The sequence below is a fragment of the Streptomyces massasporeus genome (genome assembly GCF_014648995.1).
Taxonomy (GTDB): domain Bacteria; phylum Actinomycetota; class Actinomycetes; order Streptomycetales; family Streptomycetaceae; genus Streptomyces; species Streptomyces massasporeus.
On record NZ_BMSE01000032.1, the window covers coordinates 51,538 to 68,823 of the forward strand.

The window sequence follows — 17,286 nt, forward strand, 5'->3', positions numbered from 1 at the left end:
GGGGGCGCGACTGGGGCGGGAGGGGCCGGCCCCTCCCGCCCCAGTCTGCGTCGTGTCCTACCAGCCGGTCACGGCTTGGGAACGGTGCACGACACCGTCACCTTGGATGCGTCGCAGTGCGCGAACTCAGGGAAGGCCACCCAGTACTCGTCCTTGTCCAGCAGACGGTACTTCGATGCCGAGGAGAACGTTCCGGAGAACGGCTGCATCGACTGGGTGTTCTGGTAATTCGACATCGACGAGCGTCCGCAGACTTCCTTCCACGTCGGAGCAGCGGTACGGATGTCGTCGTACAGCCTCCAGTTACCCGTCGCGATGCGGGAGACGTAGGTCTGCACGCACTCGTTGCCGGTGTCGACCTCGTTCATGCCGCCCAAGGAGGCGGGCATACCGCCCGAGTTGTAGGAGGCGGCGTAGGCGAACTCATCGCAGCTGGCTGTGTCACTCGTGTCGATCGGGGTGGTGTCGGGGTTGCCGTAGGTTTTGGCCCAGCCATCCGGGCAGATGACCTTCCGGTTCAGGTTCGAATCCCGCACGGACGCAGGCAGGTACTTGATCGGTTTGCCTGCTGCCTTGGAGCCGGGGTGGTTGGGCAGCTTCGACTGGATCAGCCAGGCGTGGGCGACGGCGGCCGGCGTCTTGGCGAAGTTCATCACCCAGGTCGGCTTATAGGCCGAGAACACGCAGCCGGGGCTGGTGCTGGAGGCGACGGCGTCGCAGCGGATATCGAAGTCCGGGGTGGAGTTGCCCAGCCACTGTGGGTCGTTCTCGATCTCCCCGCCGCCGCCACTGACGGTCCCAGCTATGGTCCAGTCCAGCTGGAGGCTGGTGATCTTGGTGGCGGTGCCTCCGGTCCACTCGTGGTTGAAGGTGGCGTACGCGGCGTGGATGTCACCCTTCGGTTGCCACGTAGGGGAGCCATCCCACACGGGGGCGGCGGTGGTGCACTCCGGGGAGCACTTGAACGTTGGGGTCATGGTGACCGGCCCCGGCATGCCGATGGTGCCGTGCTCCACGATGAACGGATCCATCGGCACCAGCGCGAACCGCTGGGTGAACTTCCGGGACACCGGGTCGAGCTTGATCTCGATGGCCGAGGCGAAGTGCGCGTCCGCCGGGTTGTAGATGTTTCCGTCCGGTGCCTTGACCTTGTACTTGAACACGATCGGCGTGGCCCACTTCAGGCAGGCGCTGTCCCTCTTGAGGTAGTCCTTGCCCCCCGAGACGCCCGTGTCGTCGCACCACGGAACCAGATCACCACTGCCCGCACGAAGCTTGTCCGCGACGTCCTGCTTCTCCTTGGCGCTCAAGTCGGACTGTTTCCCGACTTCGATGCAGGTGATCTTCTGGCCATGGTCGGTGCAGGTCTCGCTGCCCTCGCCGGCATCCTTCGCGGCGCGGGTGACCTCGGGTCGGTTACGGGTACCGACCTGCGGCTCCTGGTACTTGTCCAGGTCCACCGCCGGTGCGCTCTTGTTCGGCTCCGGAAGCTTGATGTCCACGGCACGGCCGCGGGTCTTGAACTTCGCCCACGCTGACCAGTCCGTCTCGTACAGGCCACCGTCGTAGGCGGAGGTGCGGAAGGCATAGGTGGTGTTCGTCTTCAGGTCGCCGTAGTGCAGGGTGACCTTCGCGGTGCCGCCGGAGGTGACGTAGTTGGACACCACCACGCCGTAGGCGGCGGGCTTACCCGTGTCGGGGTCGGTGAGCTTGACCTGGTCCTTGGGGTTGCCGTTGGCGTCGGTGGTGTAGACCTGGAACGTCAGGTTCGCGGTGTCGCCGTCACCGTCGGTGACGGTGTTGGACAGGGTCGTCGTGGTGCGATTGACCTGCCACACCCCGTTCGCGTCCTTGGTGCCCGGTGCAGCCTTGAAGTTGTTCCCGGACTCGGGCCGGTGGTCGTTGGCTGCAGTCCGAGTCTCTGGGCCTGCCGCAGGGCGGGAAGCCGGAGAGTACTCCCACGCGCGGGATTCGTCGCTGCTGTCGGCGGCGGCGATGCTGCCGCTTCCGAGGAGCATGACGGCCGCCGTGGCGACAGCGATTCTGGACAGGATGCAGCTTCTTCTCGGTAAGCCAGCCAAGGTGTGTCCCCTTCTGGCCACCCTGGCCCATGCGTGTTCCCCTGGGCCCGGGCGGCGGTGGTCGGTTGTCGCGCCGACCAATGTCTATGAGCGATGCGATGCTCTGTTCAAGGCCGTGAATGGGGTAATCCGGCTGTACGTCAGGTACCGGACGTGACCCTTGGCACGTTTAGCCATGGTTGCGGCGCGCATTCGCCAAAAGAAGGCGACAGCGAGTCTATGCAATGCGACAACTGCCGCTAGAGCCACAACCTTCACTCACTGCCCGAGGCGCAGCAAAGACGGTCCCCGCGGTCTTCGCCATCGTCCCGTCAGCGCCAGCAGTGGCTCGACCCCTCCATCAGCACTGGACCGTCGACCCAGACGGCGCACTACGTTGCGGTGCGTCGGCGAGGTGTCGGCCTGCGTGCAGTACAACGCTGGACAACTGACGGTCATCGAACAGGGAAGTGCGGCCTCTCCGAGGTCGAGACGCTGCAGAAGCAGGTAGCGGTCCCTTTCGGGGACGACCGAGGCATGGGGTCTGGACGGGCCTGCTGCACCTTCCTGGCCTAAGCCCCTGGACCGTCCGCGTGGCCAGGCTCCTGAGCTCCTCAATCAGTAGTCGAGATCGAGGTAATCGATGTCGCTAATGGCTACGTCTGACAACTCCATCGCGCGGGTGCCGCCATCCTGGAAATACACATCTTTGAATCCCTCGGCGATGATTCCGCGCATCTGCTGGTCGCTGGCTCCACTGTCGCGGGCGTCGAACAGGCGGCGGGCGTAGGCCGGGGGAAGATGCACGGTCAGGCGCCGGAACCGTCCATCGTCGGTCGTGCCGATCGGCGCGGTGTAGCCGAACCGGGCCCGGGTCTCCACGGTGATCCCTCTAGTGTCGGCGGCCTGACGCTGCCGGCGCTTGCGTACCTGCGGTTGCCATCGCTGCCGTACGGCGTTGTCAATCTTCGCGGCGACGTCAGGGCGGGCGTGCTTGCGGGCGCCGCGCCGGTAGCGGTTGACGGAGTCGGCGGTGACCCCGATTTCCTGGGCGACGGCCTTCGCGCTGCCGAACTGCCGGATCAGGTAGCCGATCTGGCCCTTGAGAGTCTTCGGCGGCTGTCGGGTGAACGACTCCTGGTCGGCCCGCTCGATAGCATCGTCGACCTCTCCGGCCACGGCCTACTTTCTTTCGTCAAGGACGGCGTCGTCGATCTTGACGTGGCGCACTCCATTGGATCGACTGCCTAGCATCAACCAGATTGCCTCGAACCTCGCGAGACGTGGAGGCGGGCGGAGAAGGGGCGGGGCGGTCGGATTCGAACCGACGTCCTCCGAGATGATGTCGCGGCGCACTACCTCCGTGCTACGGCCCCGCCTTGTGATGATTATAGTCCTCAACTGTCAATTACGAGCAGGCAATCGCCGCCGCACAGGCAGCCTACGGGCTCCTTCCCGATGTTCTGGTCCACTGGCTGGACGCACTGGCGACCGAGCCACGTCCGGCCCGGAAGATTTGAGCGATGGTGGACCATCGGAGACGCGGGGAGCAAGCGAGCACGTCCGGATCCCCCAAGCCGGCGTGGGGACCATCCCCGCAGGCGCGGGGAGCAGTGCGTTCCGCCCAGGACCGGGCCGACGAAGGCGGGACCATCCCCGCAAGCGCGGCCCAGAAGCCACTGCGCCGACCGCGCGGGACCATCCCCGCAGGCGCGGGGAGCAGTTCTCGGTTCACCGTTCGGGCTGCGAAGCAGAGGGACCATCCCCGCAGGCGCGGGGAGCAGGTCTGTTCCGGATGGTGCTGGACGGAGGCCCCGGGACCATCCCCGCAGGCGCGGGGAGCAGCATGCACCTCATGTGTACTCGCATGATCGGTCAGGACCATCCCCGCAGGCGCGGGGAGCAGCGGCTGCGCTCATGTAGGACGGCTTGAGCAGGGGGACCATCCCCGCAGGCGCGGGGAGCAGCCCTTGGGGTCGCTGTAGAGGATGGCGTGGCCGGGACCATCCCCGCAGGCGCGGGGAGCAGTCAGGCTGGAGCTGGGCGAGCACGGTGGAGGCGGGACCATCCCCGCAGGCGCGGGGAGCAGCAGTCGGGGGCCCGCTGCACCATGACGAGGGTGGGACCATCCCCGCAGGCGCGGGGAGCAGCTGGTCGACGTCGATCCGTACGACGACGGGTCGGGACCATCCCCGCAGGCGCGGGGAGCAGAACGCCTCCGCGTCACCCAGGACGAAGCCGTAGGGACCATCCCCGCAGGCGCGGGGAGCAGCCGGGAGTGGGCAGGCGGTCGATGGTGCAGTCGGGACCATCCCCGCAGGCGCGGGGAGCAGGAGGCACCCCACATGCCCACCGGTAGCCGGACGGGACCATCCCCGCAGGCGCGGGGAGCAGACCGCCCGGTAGTGACCCATACCGGGACCATCCCCGCAGGCGCGGGGAGCAGCAGGTGCGGCCGGCGGCGCCGTTGACGCCGAGGGGACCATCCCCGCAGGCGCGGGGAGCAGGGCTTGCCGCCCGTGCCGAGGATGCCGGACCAGGGACCATCCCCGCAGGCGCGGGGAGCAGGTTCCAACAACGAGGGGCCGTTGCCGCCCTCCGGGACCATCCCCGCAGGCGCGGGGAGCAGACGAGGAGCGTGACTGCTCCAGCGTCGCCCGGGGGACCATCCCCGCAGGCGCGGGGAGCAGCCGAGGCCGTGTGGAAGCGCGCACACCGCGACGGGACCATCCCCGCAGGCGCGGGGAGCAGTGGAACGGCCCACAGCTACTGGGACGGCAGCGGGGACCATCCCCGCAGGCGCGGGGAGCAGTGCCGCTCGTACCGGTAGTTGATCAACCGGAAGGGACCATCCCCGCAGGCGCGGGGAGCAGGGTGTGCCCGTGGCCGAAGACGAGCGGGGCGCGGGACCATCCCCGCAGGCGCGGGGAGCAGTCCCGCATGAACCAGTGCGCCGGATTGTCCGGGGGACCATCCCCGCAGGCGCGGGGAGCAGACTGTCTGACGTGGGGCTTTGCCGGCTCTGAGGTCGATTCTCGTGCACTTCCTTTGATTCGGGCAAATCGGTTCATCGGGACTCGTGGCCCATCAGCCTCTGCCGAAACGTCGGCGCTTGGAGGCCTTGCTCCAACCGGACGGCCGTGCGCTCTCGGGATTCGGGCGTGAAGTGGCGGCGTCCGGGTTGGGGCGGTGGATCAGGATAATGCCCTCATGGTCGGTCGGGTGCCAGGTGTGCTCGTGGGTGCGGAAGGTGTACCCCTGCTCGTTGTTCGTGGTGTGGGCCAGTAGAGCCCGACCCTGGCCTGCGTACGTACGGACCTCTTCCCAGAGGACATCGCGGATCCGGGCCGAAGGGTTGCCCACGAAGACTCCTGCGGAGACCTCAAGCAACCAGCGTGTGAGGAAACCTCGCAGTCCCGCTGGGCAGTTGGCGAGCACGATGACGGTCACCAGAGCTCATCCCCGTAGTCGTCGGGCCCGTCGTAGTTCATGCCGGAAGGGACCTGGTGGCCGCTATCGCTCTGGAGCGTCACCACGTCTCGGTCTTCAGCATCGGCTGCTTCCGGAAGCAGGAGGCGTTTGATGTCGTCAACACAGCGGCCCAACAAGGATGCTGTGTTGATGCGGTCCCGTAGCGCGCGGCGGGTGCGAGGCCCGACGTCATCCTCGTCCTGCGCGGCCACGTCGAAGGCGAGCGGGATACCGATCTCGGTCTTGTAAAGGTCGGCGATGTCCAGGACGAAGGACAACTCGTGGCCGGAGTGTACGAAGCCGAGGGCGGGGCTGCATCCCAGCGAGGTGACGACGGCATGGGCAATGCCGTACATGCACTGGGCGGCGGCGGTGACGGCTTGGTTGACGGCGTCGCCGCTGCTGAAGTCTCCAGGAACGTAGCGGCGGCCTCGCCAGGGGACTCCGGTGCGGGCGGCCTGCGCCCGATAGCACTCCTTGACCCGCCGCCCCTCGCGGCCAAGGAGTTCGTGGCGAGTGAGGCCGGCCGGGTCCTCGTCCGGGAAGCGCAGCTGGTACATCCCGCGTGCCACGGTGAGCCGGCTGCGTGGATTGGACCACTGTCGGGCTTGGGCCTCCATGAGCGCGGAAGAGCGGCTGAGCGCGCGGCCGGATGCGTAGTAGCGCACGCCTTGTTCGCCGACCCAGCAGACGGCCGCGCCGGTCTCGCCCAGCACGCTCATGGCCTGGTGCGTGACGCGGGTTCCCGGGCCGAGGAGGAGGGTGCCGATGGTTGCCGACGGAATGTGGGTGGTGCCTTCCGCGTCCTGGGCCGTGATGGCGTTGGCATCGCGGTGGACGGTGCAGCGTTCCAGGTAGACGAAGGAGAGGCGTTCACTGGTGCGGGTGAGTTGTCTGGGGGTGAGTGCCTGGCGCCGCGAGACCCTGCTCACGCTGTCTGCCGGGTGGGCTGCTGGGTGAGGGGGGCCAGGGTGAGGAGGCCGCAGCCGTACGCCTTCGCCCGGCCAATGCCCTGGGTCAGGGTGCGACGCATGGCTTCGGGGTCGGTGACTTCGAGGCGTCCGTCGAAGGTGACGGTGACGAGCGTGACCGGCTTGCCCCGGCGGCGGCCGTCGAGGTCGCGGGATTTGTCGAAGGAGAGCGCACGTGTGTCGCCGACCGACAGTTCGTACCGGTCGCCGTGGTGGGGTTGGCCACGGTGGGTGGTGCCGTGTGGCAGGAGGCGCCTGGTCTGTGGCTTTTCGAGGATGCGGAATCCGCCGCGCTTTTGCCGTTCGTCGTCCAGCAACCAGCCCATCTGGTGGATGGGCGTCAGGTGTGCGGTGATCTTGCGGGGCTCGCTGTCCTTGCGGCGGATGGTGTGGACGGGGTTGGCGGTCAGGCGGAAGGACCATCGGTCGCCGGTGGCCAGGCGGTCGAGGAAGGGCGTGTAGGGCTTGGTCTGCCAGCCAGGGTTCTGCGGATCGGTGGTCGCTGCGGCGGGCCATCCGGCCTGCTCTACCAGGTGCGTAAGGTCCGGCTGATCAGGGCTGACGATGTAGAGCACCACCTCAGCGCGGGCCTGTTGGTCCAGACGCCACAGCACCCGGGGCGCGTCGGGGGCGGGGGCGTCGGAGGGCAGCAGGTGGGGGAAGGAGGACATCACTGCCGCATGCATGGCCTGCGGAGAGGAGAGCAGCCGCCGGGCACCGGCCCTTGGCGTGTTGAGACGGAAGCGGGAGAGGTACATCAGGCGCTCTCATCCTCCAGGGCTTCGGGCAGTGCCTCGAACGGATCGTGATGCGGCGACCCCTCCGCTGGGCCGAGCGGCAGGGCAACGTGGGCGGTGACGACGGTGCGCAGGGCGTGGCGGCGGTGAGCGGCGGCGAAGCTGAGGGGCTGGTCGCGCAGGACGTCGGTGCCTCCTGGCTCGTCGCCCGCCTTCTCGCGGAGGACCGTCAGCCTGTCCGGGGGCTGATGGCGGTGGCGTTTGCGGTACCAGTCGGACGCCTGCCAAGGCACTGCATTCAGCACGTCCTCCAGGCGGGCGTCCTTATGCAGGCCGAGTTCGACCGGCCCGGCGGGCGGGCACGAGCGGCGGCCGAGGAACGGTGGGAACACGGGATTTCGCAGAGCCGCGTACAACGTGGCGAGCAGCGGGTGTTCGCCCTCGACTGCGGCACCGAAGGCGGCGTCGGCGAGGTAGAACCGCTCCGACAGCGGCATGGACTTGCCGCTGTCACGGTGGTGGGCGGTGTGGAAGTCCCGGATGCGGGTGCCGGGCTGGTCGATGCGGACCCCGAACCGCAGCTCGGCCAGAGGGGCCAGGCGCGCGTCGTCGCCGCGTTCGATGCCGGCCGCCGCGGCGAGCAGGCCGATGACGCCGCTCTTGGTGGGTGCGGACTCGGTGGTGCGGCGGGCGAAGTGGGAGGAGGCCCCCCAGGACTGCAGGGGGCCCGCCAGGCGGAGAGCGAGCACGCTCGTGCTGCTGCTCATGCGGGCTCTACCTTCTTTCTGGGCCTGCCCCAGCCGTTCGTAGGGTTGTGGCACCCGGGGGAGCCGGGTGTGGCTTTCATGCGGCTGCCGACTGTGGCTCGAAAGGCTTGGCCGCCTGGCTCCCCACGACGACTCGGCCGCCGATTGGGAAGTGCGAACAGGTCGCTGTGTAGAGCAATGCCGGCGAGGTCGTCCGTGGTACGTACTGCACGCACGACGAGCTGGAGCACGATGAGCCGGATATGGGCTGGTACCGACTGCGGCAAGACCCACCACCACTGCCTGGTGATGGACAGCGAGGGCGGCACGCTGCTGTCGCGACGGGTGGCCAATGACGAGCCTGAGCTGCTGCAACTCCTTGGCGATGTCCTGGACCTCGCCGACGGCCGAGCCGTGACCTGGGCCCTGGACATGACCGGCGGCGAGCCCGCGCTGCTGATCGCGCTGCTCGTCAACCACGGCCAGGAACTCCTCTACATCCCCGGCGTCATGGTCAATCGGGCCTCGGACGGTTATCGCGGACAGGGCAAGACCGACGCCCGGGACGCCCGTGTCATTGCGGACCAGGCTCGTATGCGGCGTGATCTGCAGCCGATCCGCCCCGATGACGATGCCATCGTGGAGCTGCGGCTGCTGACCGAGCGCCGTGTCGATCTGGTCGCCGAACGCACCCGCACCATCAACCGGCTCCGGTCCCTGCTGACCAGCATGTTCCCGGCCTTGGAACGCGCCTTGGACCTGGGCACGAGCGGAGCGCTGTTGCTCCTGACGGGTTACCAGACCCCCGCTGCGATCCGCCGCACCGGCCAGCGCCGGCTGACCACCTGGTTGCGCACCCGCAGGGTTCGCGGAGCCGAAGCTCTCGCTGCGAAGGCCGTGGGGGCAGCCGAACGGCAGCACACCGCTGTCACGGGCGAGACAGCCATAGCGGCGATGGTGCTCACCTTCACGAGGGAGGTGATCGCCCTCAACGACAAGATCTCCGAGGCCGACAAGCGCATCGAGGGCCGTTTTCGCGAGCACGAACTCGCTGAGGTGATCCAGTCCCTGCCGGGTATCGGCACGGTGCTGGGCGCTGAGTTCCTCGTCGCCGTCGGTGGTGACCTGGAGGCTTTCCCCAGCCCGGACCGCCTCGCTGCCTTTGCGGGGGTGACGCCGGCACCGCGGGATTCGGGCAAGGTCAGTGGAAATCTCCACCGTCCTCAGCGCTATCACCGACGCTTGCAACGGGTCTTCTACACCTCGGCGCTCGTCAGCATCCAGCGTGACCCCAACTCGCGGCGCTTCTACGACCGGAAACGCGCAGAGGGCAAACGTCACGTCCAGGCCGTGCTGGCGCTTGCCCGCCGACGAGTCAACGTCCTGTGGGCTCTGATCCGTGACCGACGGTGCTATCAAGTTGCACCTCCCGTCACTCATGCCGCTTGACTCAGAGATTGGGAAGCTTTTCCAGACGTTCCGACACGGCCTGGCCGACGGCGGTGACGAGGCTGTGCAGCGTGTCGGACTCGGTCCCGAGGACGGCCAGCTTCTCGGTGCTGGGGCCGACGCGCAGCACCCAGGTCAGGGTGGTCTCCTGGTCACCGTAGGCGCGTTCGATATCCGGGATGTACGCGGCGAGCCGGTCGGACGCCTCCCGCAGATGACCGCCCCCGCTGCTGCGGACCGGGTCCTCGAAAGCGGCCACGAAACTGACCGGCCTGGTCGTGCGGAGTTTGACGACGACGGCGTCGGGGTGCGTGTGGTGGCCGAACGTGTTGATCTTTCCAGTGGGCAGGGAAGCGACGAAGCCGTGCACGAACGCCTCGACGGCACGGCGCACCGGTTCGGTGCGTGGTTCGTCCTCGCGTAGCCCCTGACCGAGATTGGCGGCGAGCTGGTGCACGCCCAGGGCCGCATAGCGGTACAAGGTGGCGGAGTTGAAGTCGACGGTGCCGATCATGCCGGCGCCGGTCTCCTCCTCGGTGTTCTCGTCGTCGACGGCGGTGTAGTAGTCGGACTCGTTCTCCACCCGGTGGACGCTGATGGCGTGGGCGACCTGCACCGCGGCGTCGACGTTGATGTCGGCGGCGTCGGCGACCATGCGACCGAAGAGGGCGATGTCCACGGAGTGTCGAGTGTCCGCGATCTCGCGGGCGCGGTCCTTGGTCTTCTTGTCCTTCAGGAAGGTTGTGATGTCCGCCGCTCCCTCCAGGGCGAGGCGGGCCAGGCCGTCGAGCTGGCGGGAGCTGAGGAAGACCAGGTACTTGCTCTCCGGGGCGGGAGCCGGCGCGCCGTCCTTGGCCTGGTCGGCCTTCCGCTTGGGAACCTCGGTCTTCAGCCCGGTGGCCTTGACCGTCTCGTCGGCCAGCCGGAGCGCATCCCCGGCCGTAAGGGACGGGTCAATTCCCGTGATCCGCTCCGCGAGGAGTTCCACGACCTTCTTGGTGCGCACGCCCAGTTCACTGGGGTCCAGGAGGTGCTCGTCACGGAAGTAGGTGCGGATGGCCCGCTTCCACGCCTGGCTGGAGACCCGGGCGCGCGGCACGCCACCGTAGATGGCCGTCTTCGGCGCACCGGTGTCGTCTCTGTTGAGGTTGCTAGGCGGGACGGTCTGCAGGGCGTGCACGTCCAGGAAGATGCGGTTCACGATGCGTCCTTGTCGGTGTCCGTGGTGATGGGCGAGCTCGTGGTGTCCTCACCAGCAGGGGCGGGCTGCTGCCAGGTCTGGTGGAAGGAACGGCCCCATTCCCGACGGACGGCGCCGGGCCCTTCCGGCCACTGCCAGGCGTAGAACTGCCCGGCGAGCAGGCCGTAATCGAGCGGGACGTCCGCGCGGCGCAGCAGAACGACGATGTCGCGCAGCCTCTGGGCCAGGCTGACGAGATCCGGGGCGGTGCCTGCACGCACCAGACGTTTACGGACGGGCTCGTCGATTTCGCTCGGCGGCATCAGGCGCCGCACGGCTGCTCCCAGACCTGTGGGCCGTGTGCGCGTGTGCGGGCGGTGCATGCGCGCACCGCGGGACTGCTGATGGAGGGCCCAGAGGGTGAGGGCCACGTACAGGGCGTCCTCCGCCCGGCTCAACTCACCCTCGCTCAGCGGCCGAAGGCCGTCGGCGCCGACGTGGTGGAGGGTGCCGGTGTCGACCAGGCTCCACAGGTCGGGCATCTCTGCTGCGTCCCGGCCCGCACCACGTCGCAGGCGTGCCAGCGCGGCAACATCCTTGGGGTTGTCGCGGAGGTAGCCCTCCTGCCACTGCGTGATCCGCGCGGCCGCGAGTTCGGCCAGACGCGCACGGACCGTGGGCGGGGCCTGGGCGGTGGTCATACGTGCGCCTCCATGTCGGGGATAACGGGGGTGCCAGGCGCGGAATAAACGGATTCCGGAGGGGCGGACGGCCCGCGTACGCGCGCATTGCCGCCCGTACCACCACCGCCGCCGTCTTCGCCGTTGCTCTCGCGATTGCCGGCATCTCCCAGCACTTTGGCCAGGCGTGCGCGGAACCAGGTATCGGCGAGGCCCGCGCCCAGCCACTGGGTGCCCTTCTTGCCCGTAACGGTCCTCCCCTGCCAGGCGGCATCACCCGCTGCCTCGATGAGCCGGTCACCGAGCCGGCCGACCAGGCGGCGCACATCACCCTTCCAGGCGCTCCGCTGCTCGAACGGGTCATCGGTCTCGGCCAGGACAGACAGCCAGCCCCGAAAGGGCTCTTCCAGCGCGTGGAACCCGGTTGCGCGTGCCGCTGCCCTGGGCCCCTCCTGCTCGCCGCCAGCGGCGCGCGCCAGATCAGCAGCGAGATCTCCCAGAGCTCGCACCGCCAGGTCGGCGTCCTCCGCGGCACCGATGGCCTGTCGGGCGTAGGTGCGGTCCTGCTGGTGCAGCAACACCACGGGCATCGCCAGATGGTCGTCGACGACCTCGTCGACCACCGACTGCTGCGTCCCGTACGCGGCACCGATCACGCGCGCCCGGATGAGGAAACCGCGCGGCAGGTGGCCCTCGGTGACCAGACGGGCGATCCATTCCAGGACGCCCGGACGCAGGAACATGGCCGCCTCACTACCCTGCGCGGCTTCCGTCCGGTCGGCGACGAGTGAGGCGATGCCGCGCCAGGCCGAGCGTCCCGGATCGTGTTCCCGGGGCAGGTAGACCGGTGACTGCCGCAGCTTCTTCTCCTGGGCGATGCTGCGCCGCCATGCCGTCATCGGCTCCCGGCGGTGCATGTTCCGGGACGCGAGCGGGTCTCCGTAACCGAGGACGACACCATGAACACCCGCCTCGTCGTGGTGCAGGCGCACCCGTCGCGACTGCCACGTGTAGAGGTCGCGCGGCCCGGTCGCCGAACGCTCCACGCCGCCCGGACCGCACGGCTCCCGCCGCCAGGCCGGCCGATCGTCCGCAGCGATCTCCAGCTCCGCGGTATCCGCTGCCACGAGGTTAAGCAGCAACGTCTCGCGCAGCGTGTCGCCCTCGGCGAAGACCCCGCCCAGCCCCCCGGCCCAGCCGGTGCCGAGCGGGTAGACCTTGCCCCCCTTGACCCGGTCGTCGCCGACCGCGCCGGACTTGATCCCGGAGGTGTCGTAGGCGTGCGCGTGAACCACCCAGCGGGCGGCCTCGGCAAAGGTCAGCCGCTCCACGGCGGGCATCCGGGCAGTGAAGAAGGGCTCCCCGTTCGGCACATCGGCCACGATCCGGTTGAGAGGGAAGACCTCGTCCTTCGCCGTGCGCAGCCCGGCCGTCTGGAAGAACGGAACGTCCGGGTGCATCAGATCGAAGCGCCCGCCATGGGTGCCCAGGTAGTCCTGAACGGGCGCGAAGCAGTCGGGGTCGCCCCACAGGTCCGCCCAGTCCTCAATGTCGCGCGGGCCGTCGAGGGCGTCGTGAGCAATGGCCAGAAGGATCCGTAGCAGGGCCAGCTCCTGGGTGGCAAGATCCCCCACGATGCGGCGCACGCTGCCCGCCTGGTCGAACACCTGCCGCAGCGACAACTCAACCTGCGCGCCGTCCGCTCTGAGAACTTCGATCCACGGCCTGCCGGTGAGATCGAACGACGAGAGCGTGCTGCTGCCCGCCCCGGGTAATTCAGACGCGGTCACGGGTCACCTCCAGACCATCAAGGCGGCTGTAGCGGAGTGAGAAGCCTGCCAGCTGGGTCTGACAATCCTCATCGAGCGTGAGAATCAGCTGGCCAGCGAGCCACGGACTGTCCTTGCCCTGCCAGGCCGGCACGTACAGCTGCTCCAGCTCCTCGATAGCCCGGTCCATGGTCGCGGCGTAGGAGAACTGCAGGGGCAGCCGCAGTCCGCAACTCGCCGCCGCACGACCGACGAAGGGGGCAGGCGGCTGGTCCTGCGGCAGCTCCAGGCCTCCGCGCTGGCGGCCCTTCCGGTCCTCCTCCAGCCACGGCAGGGTGACCAGGCTCCCGTCGTCACGCCGCTGCACGACGACGACCTCCACACTCTCCCGGCTGTCCCGCACCTGGGCCCGCCCGACCCGGCTGTCGTCGGTATCCCCCACACCGGCAGCAACCCAGCCGAACAGCGGCCTTCCCGGCCGCCCGACATCACCGAGGCGGAACACGGAGGCACGCTCGCGCTGATCGGCCCGGTGTTCGTCGAACTGCACACGGGCCTCCCCAAGCGCAGCAGCCCAGCTCTCCGGCCCCACCGGTCCCGGCCCGTACGCGCCCTGCACCAGCACGCTGATGTCCGACGGCAGCCGCACCGGCCGCTGCGGCCCGCCCTCCAGATGCGGCAGCAACACAGCGGCCGACCGCAGCAGCGCGTACCGCCCGTACACAGCGACCGAACCCCGCACCGGCTCCGGCACATCGGCCACGCCGTCGCCCCAACTAGCTCCCGTTAGTAGACAGCGAGCCGTTCGCAGCCGCTCGGGCCGCTCGCTCTGGCCATCCCCGCGCCGGTGACGGTGCAGCCGACCCATGCGCTGCAACAGCAGGTCCACCGGGCACAGATCGCTCACCAGCAAATCGAAGTCCACATCCAGGGACTGCTCGGCCACCTGGCTCGCCACCACAATGTGCCGCCCTGCCGGCCGGCCCGTGGCCTTCCCCGGCGGCCCGAACCGCCGGAGCAGCTCACGATCCTTCGCCGCCCGGTCGACATCGACGAAACTCGAGTGCGCGACGGTGACGTCGTCCACGCCGAACCTGTCCCGCAGCACACGGGCGGTCTCCAGCACCCGCCGGACCGTGTTGCGCACCACCAGAACGCATCCACCACCGACGAGTTCGGCCTCCAACCGGTCCGCAAGCCCGCCCAGGTCGTCGGCGAGCCGCTCCACCTCGACGTCCGTGGCCCGCCCGGACGCCTCCGGACACCGCACCACCGGCACACCGCCCGGAATGACAGCCGTAAGCAGCGGATACGCCCCGGTCTCCCCGACCTTCTCGACGACGGCCTCGGCCTCTCTCCCGGCATACGCCTGCAGCAGCTCACGCCGACGCGTGGCAGGCAGCGTCGCCGACAGCACCACCACCGGAACCCGGTAGGCCCCCAGCCACGACAGCACGCGGTCGAGATACACACTCATGTACGTGTCGTAGGCGTGCGCCTCATCGATGACGACGACCTTGCCAGCGATAGCAAGGTGACGAAGCGCCAAGTGCCTGCTCTTCAGCCCCATGAACAGCAACTGATCCACGGTGCCTGCCACGAACGAGGCCAGCATGGCCCGCTTACGCCCACGCAGCCAGGCATGCGCCACCAGCTCCGCACTCGCACTACGTCCATCCGCAGGCTGTTGGCGGGACGAGTCCACCGCCGAATCCACATCCACGGCCGCCACTCGCCCTTCACGGGCCATCAAGCCGGCGAAGTCCTCGTTGAGAGCCGCCTTGGAATGAGCCAGGTGCACCGAGCGCCGTTCACCCGCCACCCCCGGCAGCCCTGCTAGCCAGTCGAGCAGGCGGGGAAACATGGCGTTGCCGGTGGCCATGGTAGGCAAGGCGAAGAACACCCCACCCGCGCCCGACCGCGCGGCGAAGATCTCGGCCACCGCGAGCGCCGCCTCCGTCTTGCCCTCACCCATGGGCGCCTCGACGATCATCAGACCGGGCGACTCCATCTCCCGGGCAAGTTCCACAGCCGCCTCCTGAACCGGGCGCACCTCGGCCCCCTCAGGCAGCCCGAACCGGGAAACGAACAACTCCTGCGGACTCGCGGCAGACTCTTCGGCCAGCCAGGGAGCCGGCAGATCCAGCCCCCGCCAGGCCGCTGCCACACGCTCCTCATCACTGCAGGCCGCCCCGTCAGGGAAGTACGGGAAGAGCTCCTCGTTGCTGGCAATCCAGTCAGAAACGATGACCAGCGCAGTGAGCAGCACCTGCACCGGCTGCGACACCCTCACCGCCCGCCATTCCCCGAGCCGTTCCGCCACACCGAAACGATCAGCGCAAGCATCGAGTAACTCGGTCTGCACCTGCCGCCAGACCCCGCTGCTCGGGCCCGGAGTGCGCAGCAACTCCTCATGCTCGTAGAGAGCCTTGATCTGACCGTGCTCGGGCGGCACACCGTGATGCCCGCCCACAGCAACCGTGAACTGCCCGGTCCGAGCGGCCGGCCACCCGTACCGCTCCTCCAGCCACTCCCCCAGCAGCACCTGCCCGGCAAGACCATGCGGCGCGATCCGCCGATCCGGCCCCACCGCCCTGGCCGAGCGCATCTCCAGGCCCTGGTAGCGCATCATGTCGGCGAGCTGATCGACCTGGCAGGCGAACGCGGGAGCCGCCTTGCCGACGTCATGCACGCCAGCGAGCCACACGGCAAGAGCACGCGCGTCCGCCTCACCCAGCGGCAACGCCTCCGCTACCAGCCTTCGCACGCCGCGAGGCAGCCACTCATCCCACAACAGCCCGGCCACCGCCGCACTGTCCTCCATATGCCGCCACAACGGCAGCCAGCCGTCGGTCTCTCGATCATGCTTCGCCCACACCGACCGAGCCGACTTACCAAGCCGACATAGCAAGCCAGAACAGGCACTCCCCCCACTGCTCATGAACGATTGATACAGGGAGTCGACGGCCCAGCACACCGGAATCGTTGAACAAGAGCATGCTCAAGGAAACCGCACACAGGCGGCATATGATGATCGGCTTACTGACGACCGCGAAGAGACACCCACAGGGCAGGGTGACAGCCAATGCTCCATTTGCCGGAATCCCTGGAACCCCACGAAACCACGCCTCCCCCGCGGTAGATTGCCAGGTCATCCAGTCTGCTCCCCGCGCCCGCGGGGATGGTCCCTCCAGGTGCAGCGGGTCGGCTTCGTCGCGGAGCTGCTCCCCGCGCCCGCGGGGATGGTCCCGGGGAGGGGCAGGCGAAGGTGAGGACGTTGATCTGCTCCCCGCGCCCGCGGGGATGGTCCCGCGAACACGTGCAGGTACGCCTGCAGCCCGAACTGCTCCCCGCGCCCGCGGGGATGGTCCCGACTCCCACAGCCGCGCCCCTTGGGGACAGCGCTGCTCCCCGCGCCCGCGGGGATGGTCCTGAAGCTCAACGAGGGCGACGCCAGGCGCCTCGCTGCTCCCCGCGCCCGCGGGGATGGTCCCAGCGATCCGTGGCGCCCCCGTCGGCTCCACCCCTGTTCCCGCACCCGCGGGGATGGTCCCCCAGTCTGGGCCAGTCGTACTCTCGTGCCCGGCTGCTCCCCGCACCTGCGGGGATGGTCCCGCCTGCTCCCAGCTCAAGGGCCAGGCCGGCCAAGACGGACACCGATACCCTCCAGGAATCGCTCCATGGTGTCGGGGAATCGAGCGCTGGCCCGGTTTGTGAGGTTGTCGCGTACAGGATGCAGACGTTCGACAGAGGCGCAATGAGGCTTATGCCGGAATCGATGAAAGTGCTGCAATCAGAGCCCTGCGCGAGAGAAGCTCGCAGGTGACCAAGTGTGCTCCCCGCACGCGCGTGGTCCCCCGAAGATGACCTTCGCGCCGGTCCAGAGCAGGGACCATCCCCGCACGCGCGGGGATGGTCCCTGGGTTGCTGCTGCGGACATTCGCCCGCCGTTGTGCTCCCCGCACGCGCGAGGATGGTCCCGCGTAGTACGTCGTACCGGCGGAGATCGGATAGTGCTCCCCGCACGCGCGGGGATGGTCCTGCCAGGGCCGACGGGCTATCAAACCGGACCTGCTGCTCCCCGCGGGGATGGTCCCGAGCAGCGGCGCCGCCAGCAGCAGCTAGACCAGCCTGCCGACCAGACCGCCTCGTCCGGCCAGCCGCTAGCTGTATTGACCTGAAGCGTTGTTCACACGGCTGATCGGTGGGTGGCCGCCGAGTGC

The 17,286-nt window shown here is 68.7% G+C and carries 11 protein-coding genes and 1 CRISPR repeat array; of the genes, 1 reads left to right on the forward strand and 10 read right to left on the reverse strand.

Going from position 1 to position 17,286, the window contains the following annotated elements; genetic code table 11:
* Window positions 1-68 precede the first annotated feature (68 nt).
* From IE153_RS39385 to cas5e, 6 genes are all read right to left on the reverse strand, one after another.
* A complete protein-coding gene (locus IE153_RS39385) occupies window positions 69-1,838 on the reverse strand; it encodes a hypothetical protein (RefSeq protein ID WP_189594476.1) in 1,770 nt (589 codons plus the stop codon).
* An 840-nt stretch (window positions 1,839-2,678) separates the two neighbouring features.
* Window positions 2,679-3,239, reverse strand: coding sequence for a telomere-protecting terminal protein Tpg (tpg, locus tag IE153_RS39390; protein WP_189594477.1), 561 nt, complete (start codon window positions 3,237-3,239; stop codon window positions 2,679-2,681).
* Between the two features lie 515 nt (window positions 3,240-3,754).
* Window positions 3,755-5,055: a CRISPR direct-repeat array (repeat unit 29 nt; unit sequence GGGACCATCCCCGCAGGCGCGGGGAGCAG).
* Window positions 5,056-5,147: 92 nt separating this feature from the next.
* The gene (cas2e, locus tag IE153_RS39395) at window positions 5,148-5,510 is read right to left on the reverse strand and encodes a type I-E CRISPR-associated endoribonuclease Cas2e (RefSeq protein ID WP_189594478.1); all 363 of its coding nucleotides are present in this window, start codon (window positions 5,508-5,510) and stop codon (window positions 5,148-5,150) included.
* Window positions 5,507-6,463 carry a type I-E CRISPR-associated endonuclease Cas1e gene (gene cas1e, locus IE153_RS39400; RefSeq protein ID WP_189594479.1) on the reverse strand — a complete coding sequence of 319 codons (957 nt, stop codon included), beginning with the start codon at window positions 6,461-6,463 and terminating at the stop codon, window positions 5,507-5,509. The genes cas2e and cas1e overlap by 4 nt, the downstream gene beginning before the upstream one ends.
* On the reverse strand, window positions 6,460-7,260 hold the full coding sequence (gene cas6e / locus IE153_RS39405; protein ID WP_189594480.1) for a type I-E CRISPR-associated protein Cas6/Cse3/CasE: 801 nt from the start codon (window positions 7,258-7,260) through the stop codon (window positions 6,460-6,462). The genes cas1e and cas6e overlap by 4 nt, the downstream gene beginning before the upstream one ends.
* Window positions 7,260-8,006, reverse strand: a complete 747-nt coding sequence (gene cas5e, locus IE153_RS39410; RefSeq protein ID WP_189594481.1) for a type I-E CRISPR-associated protein Cas5/CasD — start codon at window positions 8,004-8,006, stop codon at window positions 7,260-7,262. Before cas5e ends, cas6e begins: the two co-directional genes overlap by 1 nt.
* Before the next feature lie 231 nt (window positions 8,007-8,237).
* On the opposite strand from cas5e, the gene IE153_RS39415 reads away from it, so the two are divergent.
* A complete protein-coding gene (locus IE153_RS39415; protein ID WP_189594482.1) occupies window positions 8,238-9,434 on the forward strand; it encodes an IS110 family RNA-guided transposase in 1,197 nt (398 codons plus the stop codon).
* A 1-nt stretch (window position 9,435) separates the two neighbouring features.
* Here IE153_RS39415 and cas7e read toward each other — a convergent pair whose 3' ends face one another.
* The 4 genes from cas7e to cas3 are packed head-to-tail and all read right to left on the reverse strand — an operon-like array spanning window position 9,436 to window position 15,941.
* Window positions 9,436-10,635: a type I-E CRISPR-associated protein Cas7/Cse4/CasC gene (cas7e, locus tag IE153_RS39420; RefSeq protein ID WP_189594483.1), complete on the reverse strand. Its 1,200-nt coding sequence runs from the start codon at window positions 10,633-10,635 to the stop codon at window positions 9,436-9,438.
* Window positions 10,632-11,315, reverse strand: coding sequence for a type I-E CRISPR-associated protein Cse2/CasB (gene casB / locus IE153_RS39425; RefSeq protein WP_189594484.1), 684 nt, complete (start codon window positions 11,313-11,315; stop codon window positions 10,632-10,634). The genes cas7e and casB overlap by 4 nt, the downstream gene beginning before the upstream one ends.
* Window positions 11,312-13,084, reverse strand: a complete 1,773-nt coding sequence (casA, locus tag IE153_RS39430) for a type I-E CRISPR-associated protein Cse1/CasA (protein ID WP_189594485.1) — start codon at window positions 13,082-13,084, stop codon at window positions 11,312-11,314. Before casA ends, casB begins: the two co-directional genes overlap by 4 nt.
* A complete protein-coding gene (cas3, locus tag IE153_RS39435) occupies window positions 13,071-15,941 on the reverse strand; it encodes a CRISPR-associated helicase Cas3' (RefSeq protein ID WP_438817984.1) in 2,871 nt (956 codons plus the stop codon). The genes casA and cas3 overlap by 14 nt, the downstream gene beginning before the upstream one ends.
* Window positions 15,942-17,286: the final 1,345 nt, after the last annotated feature.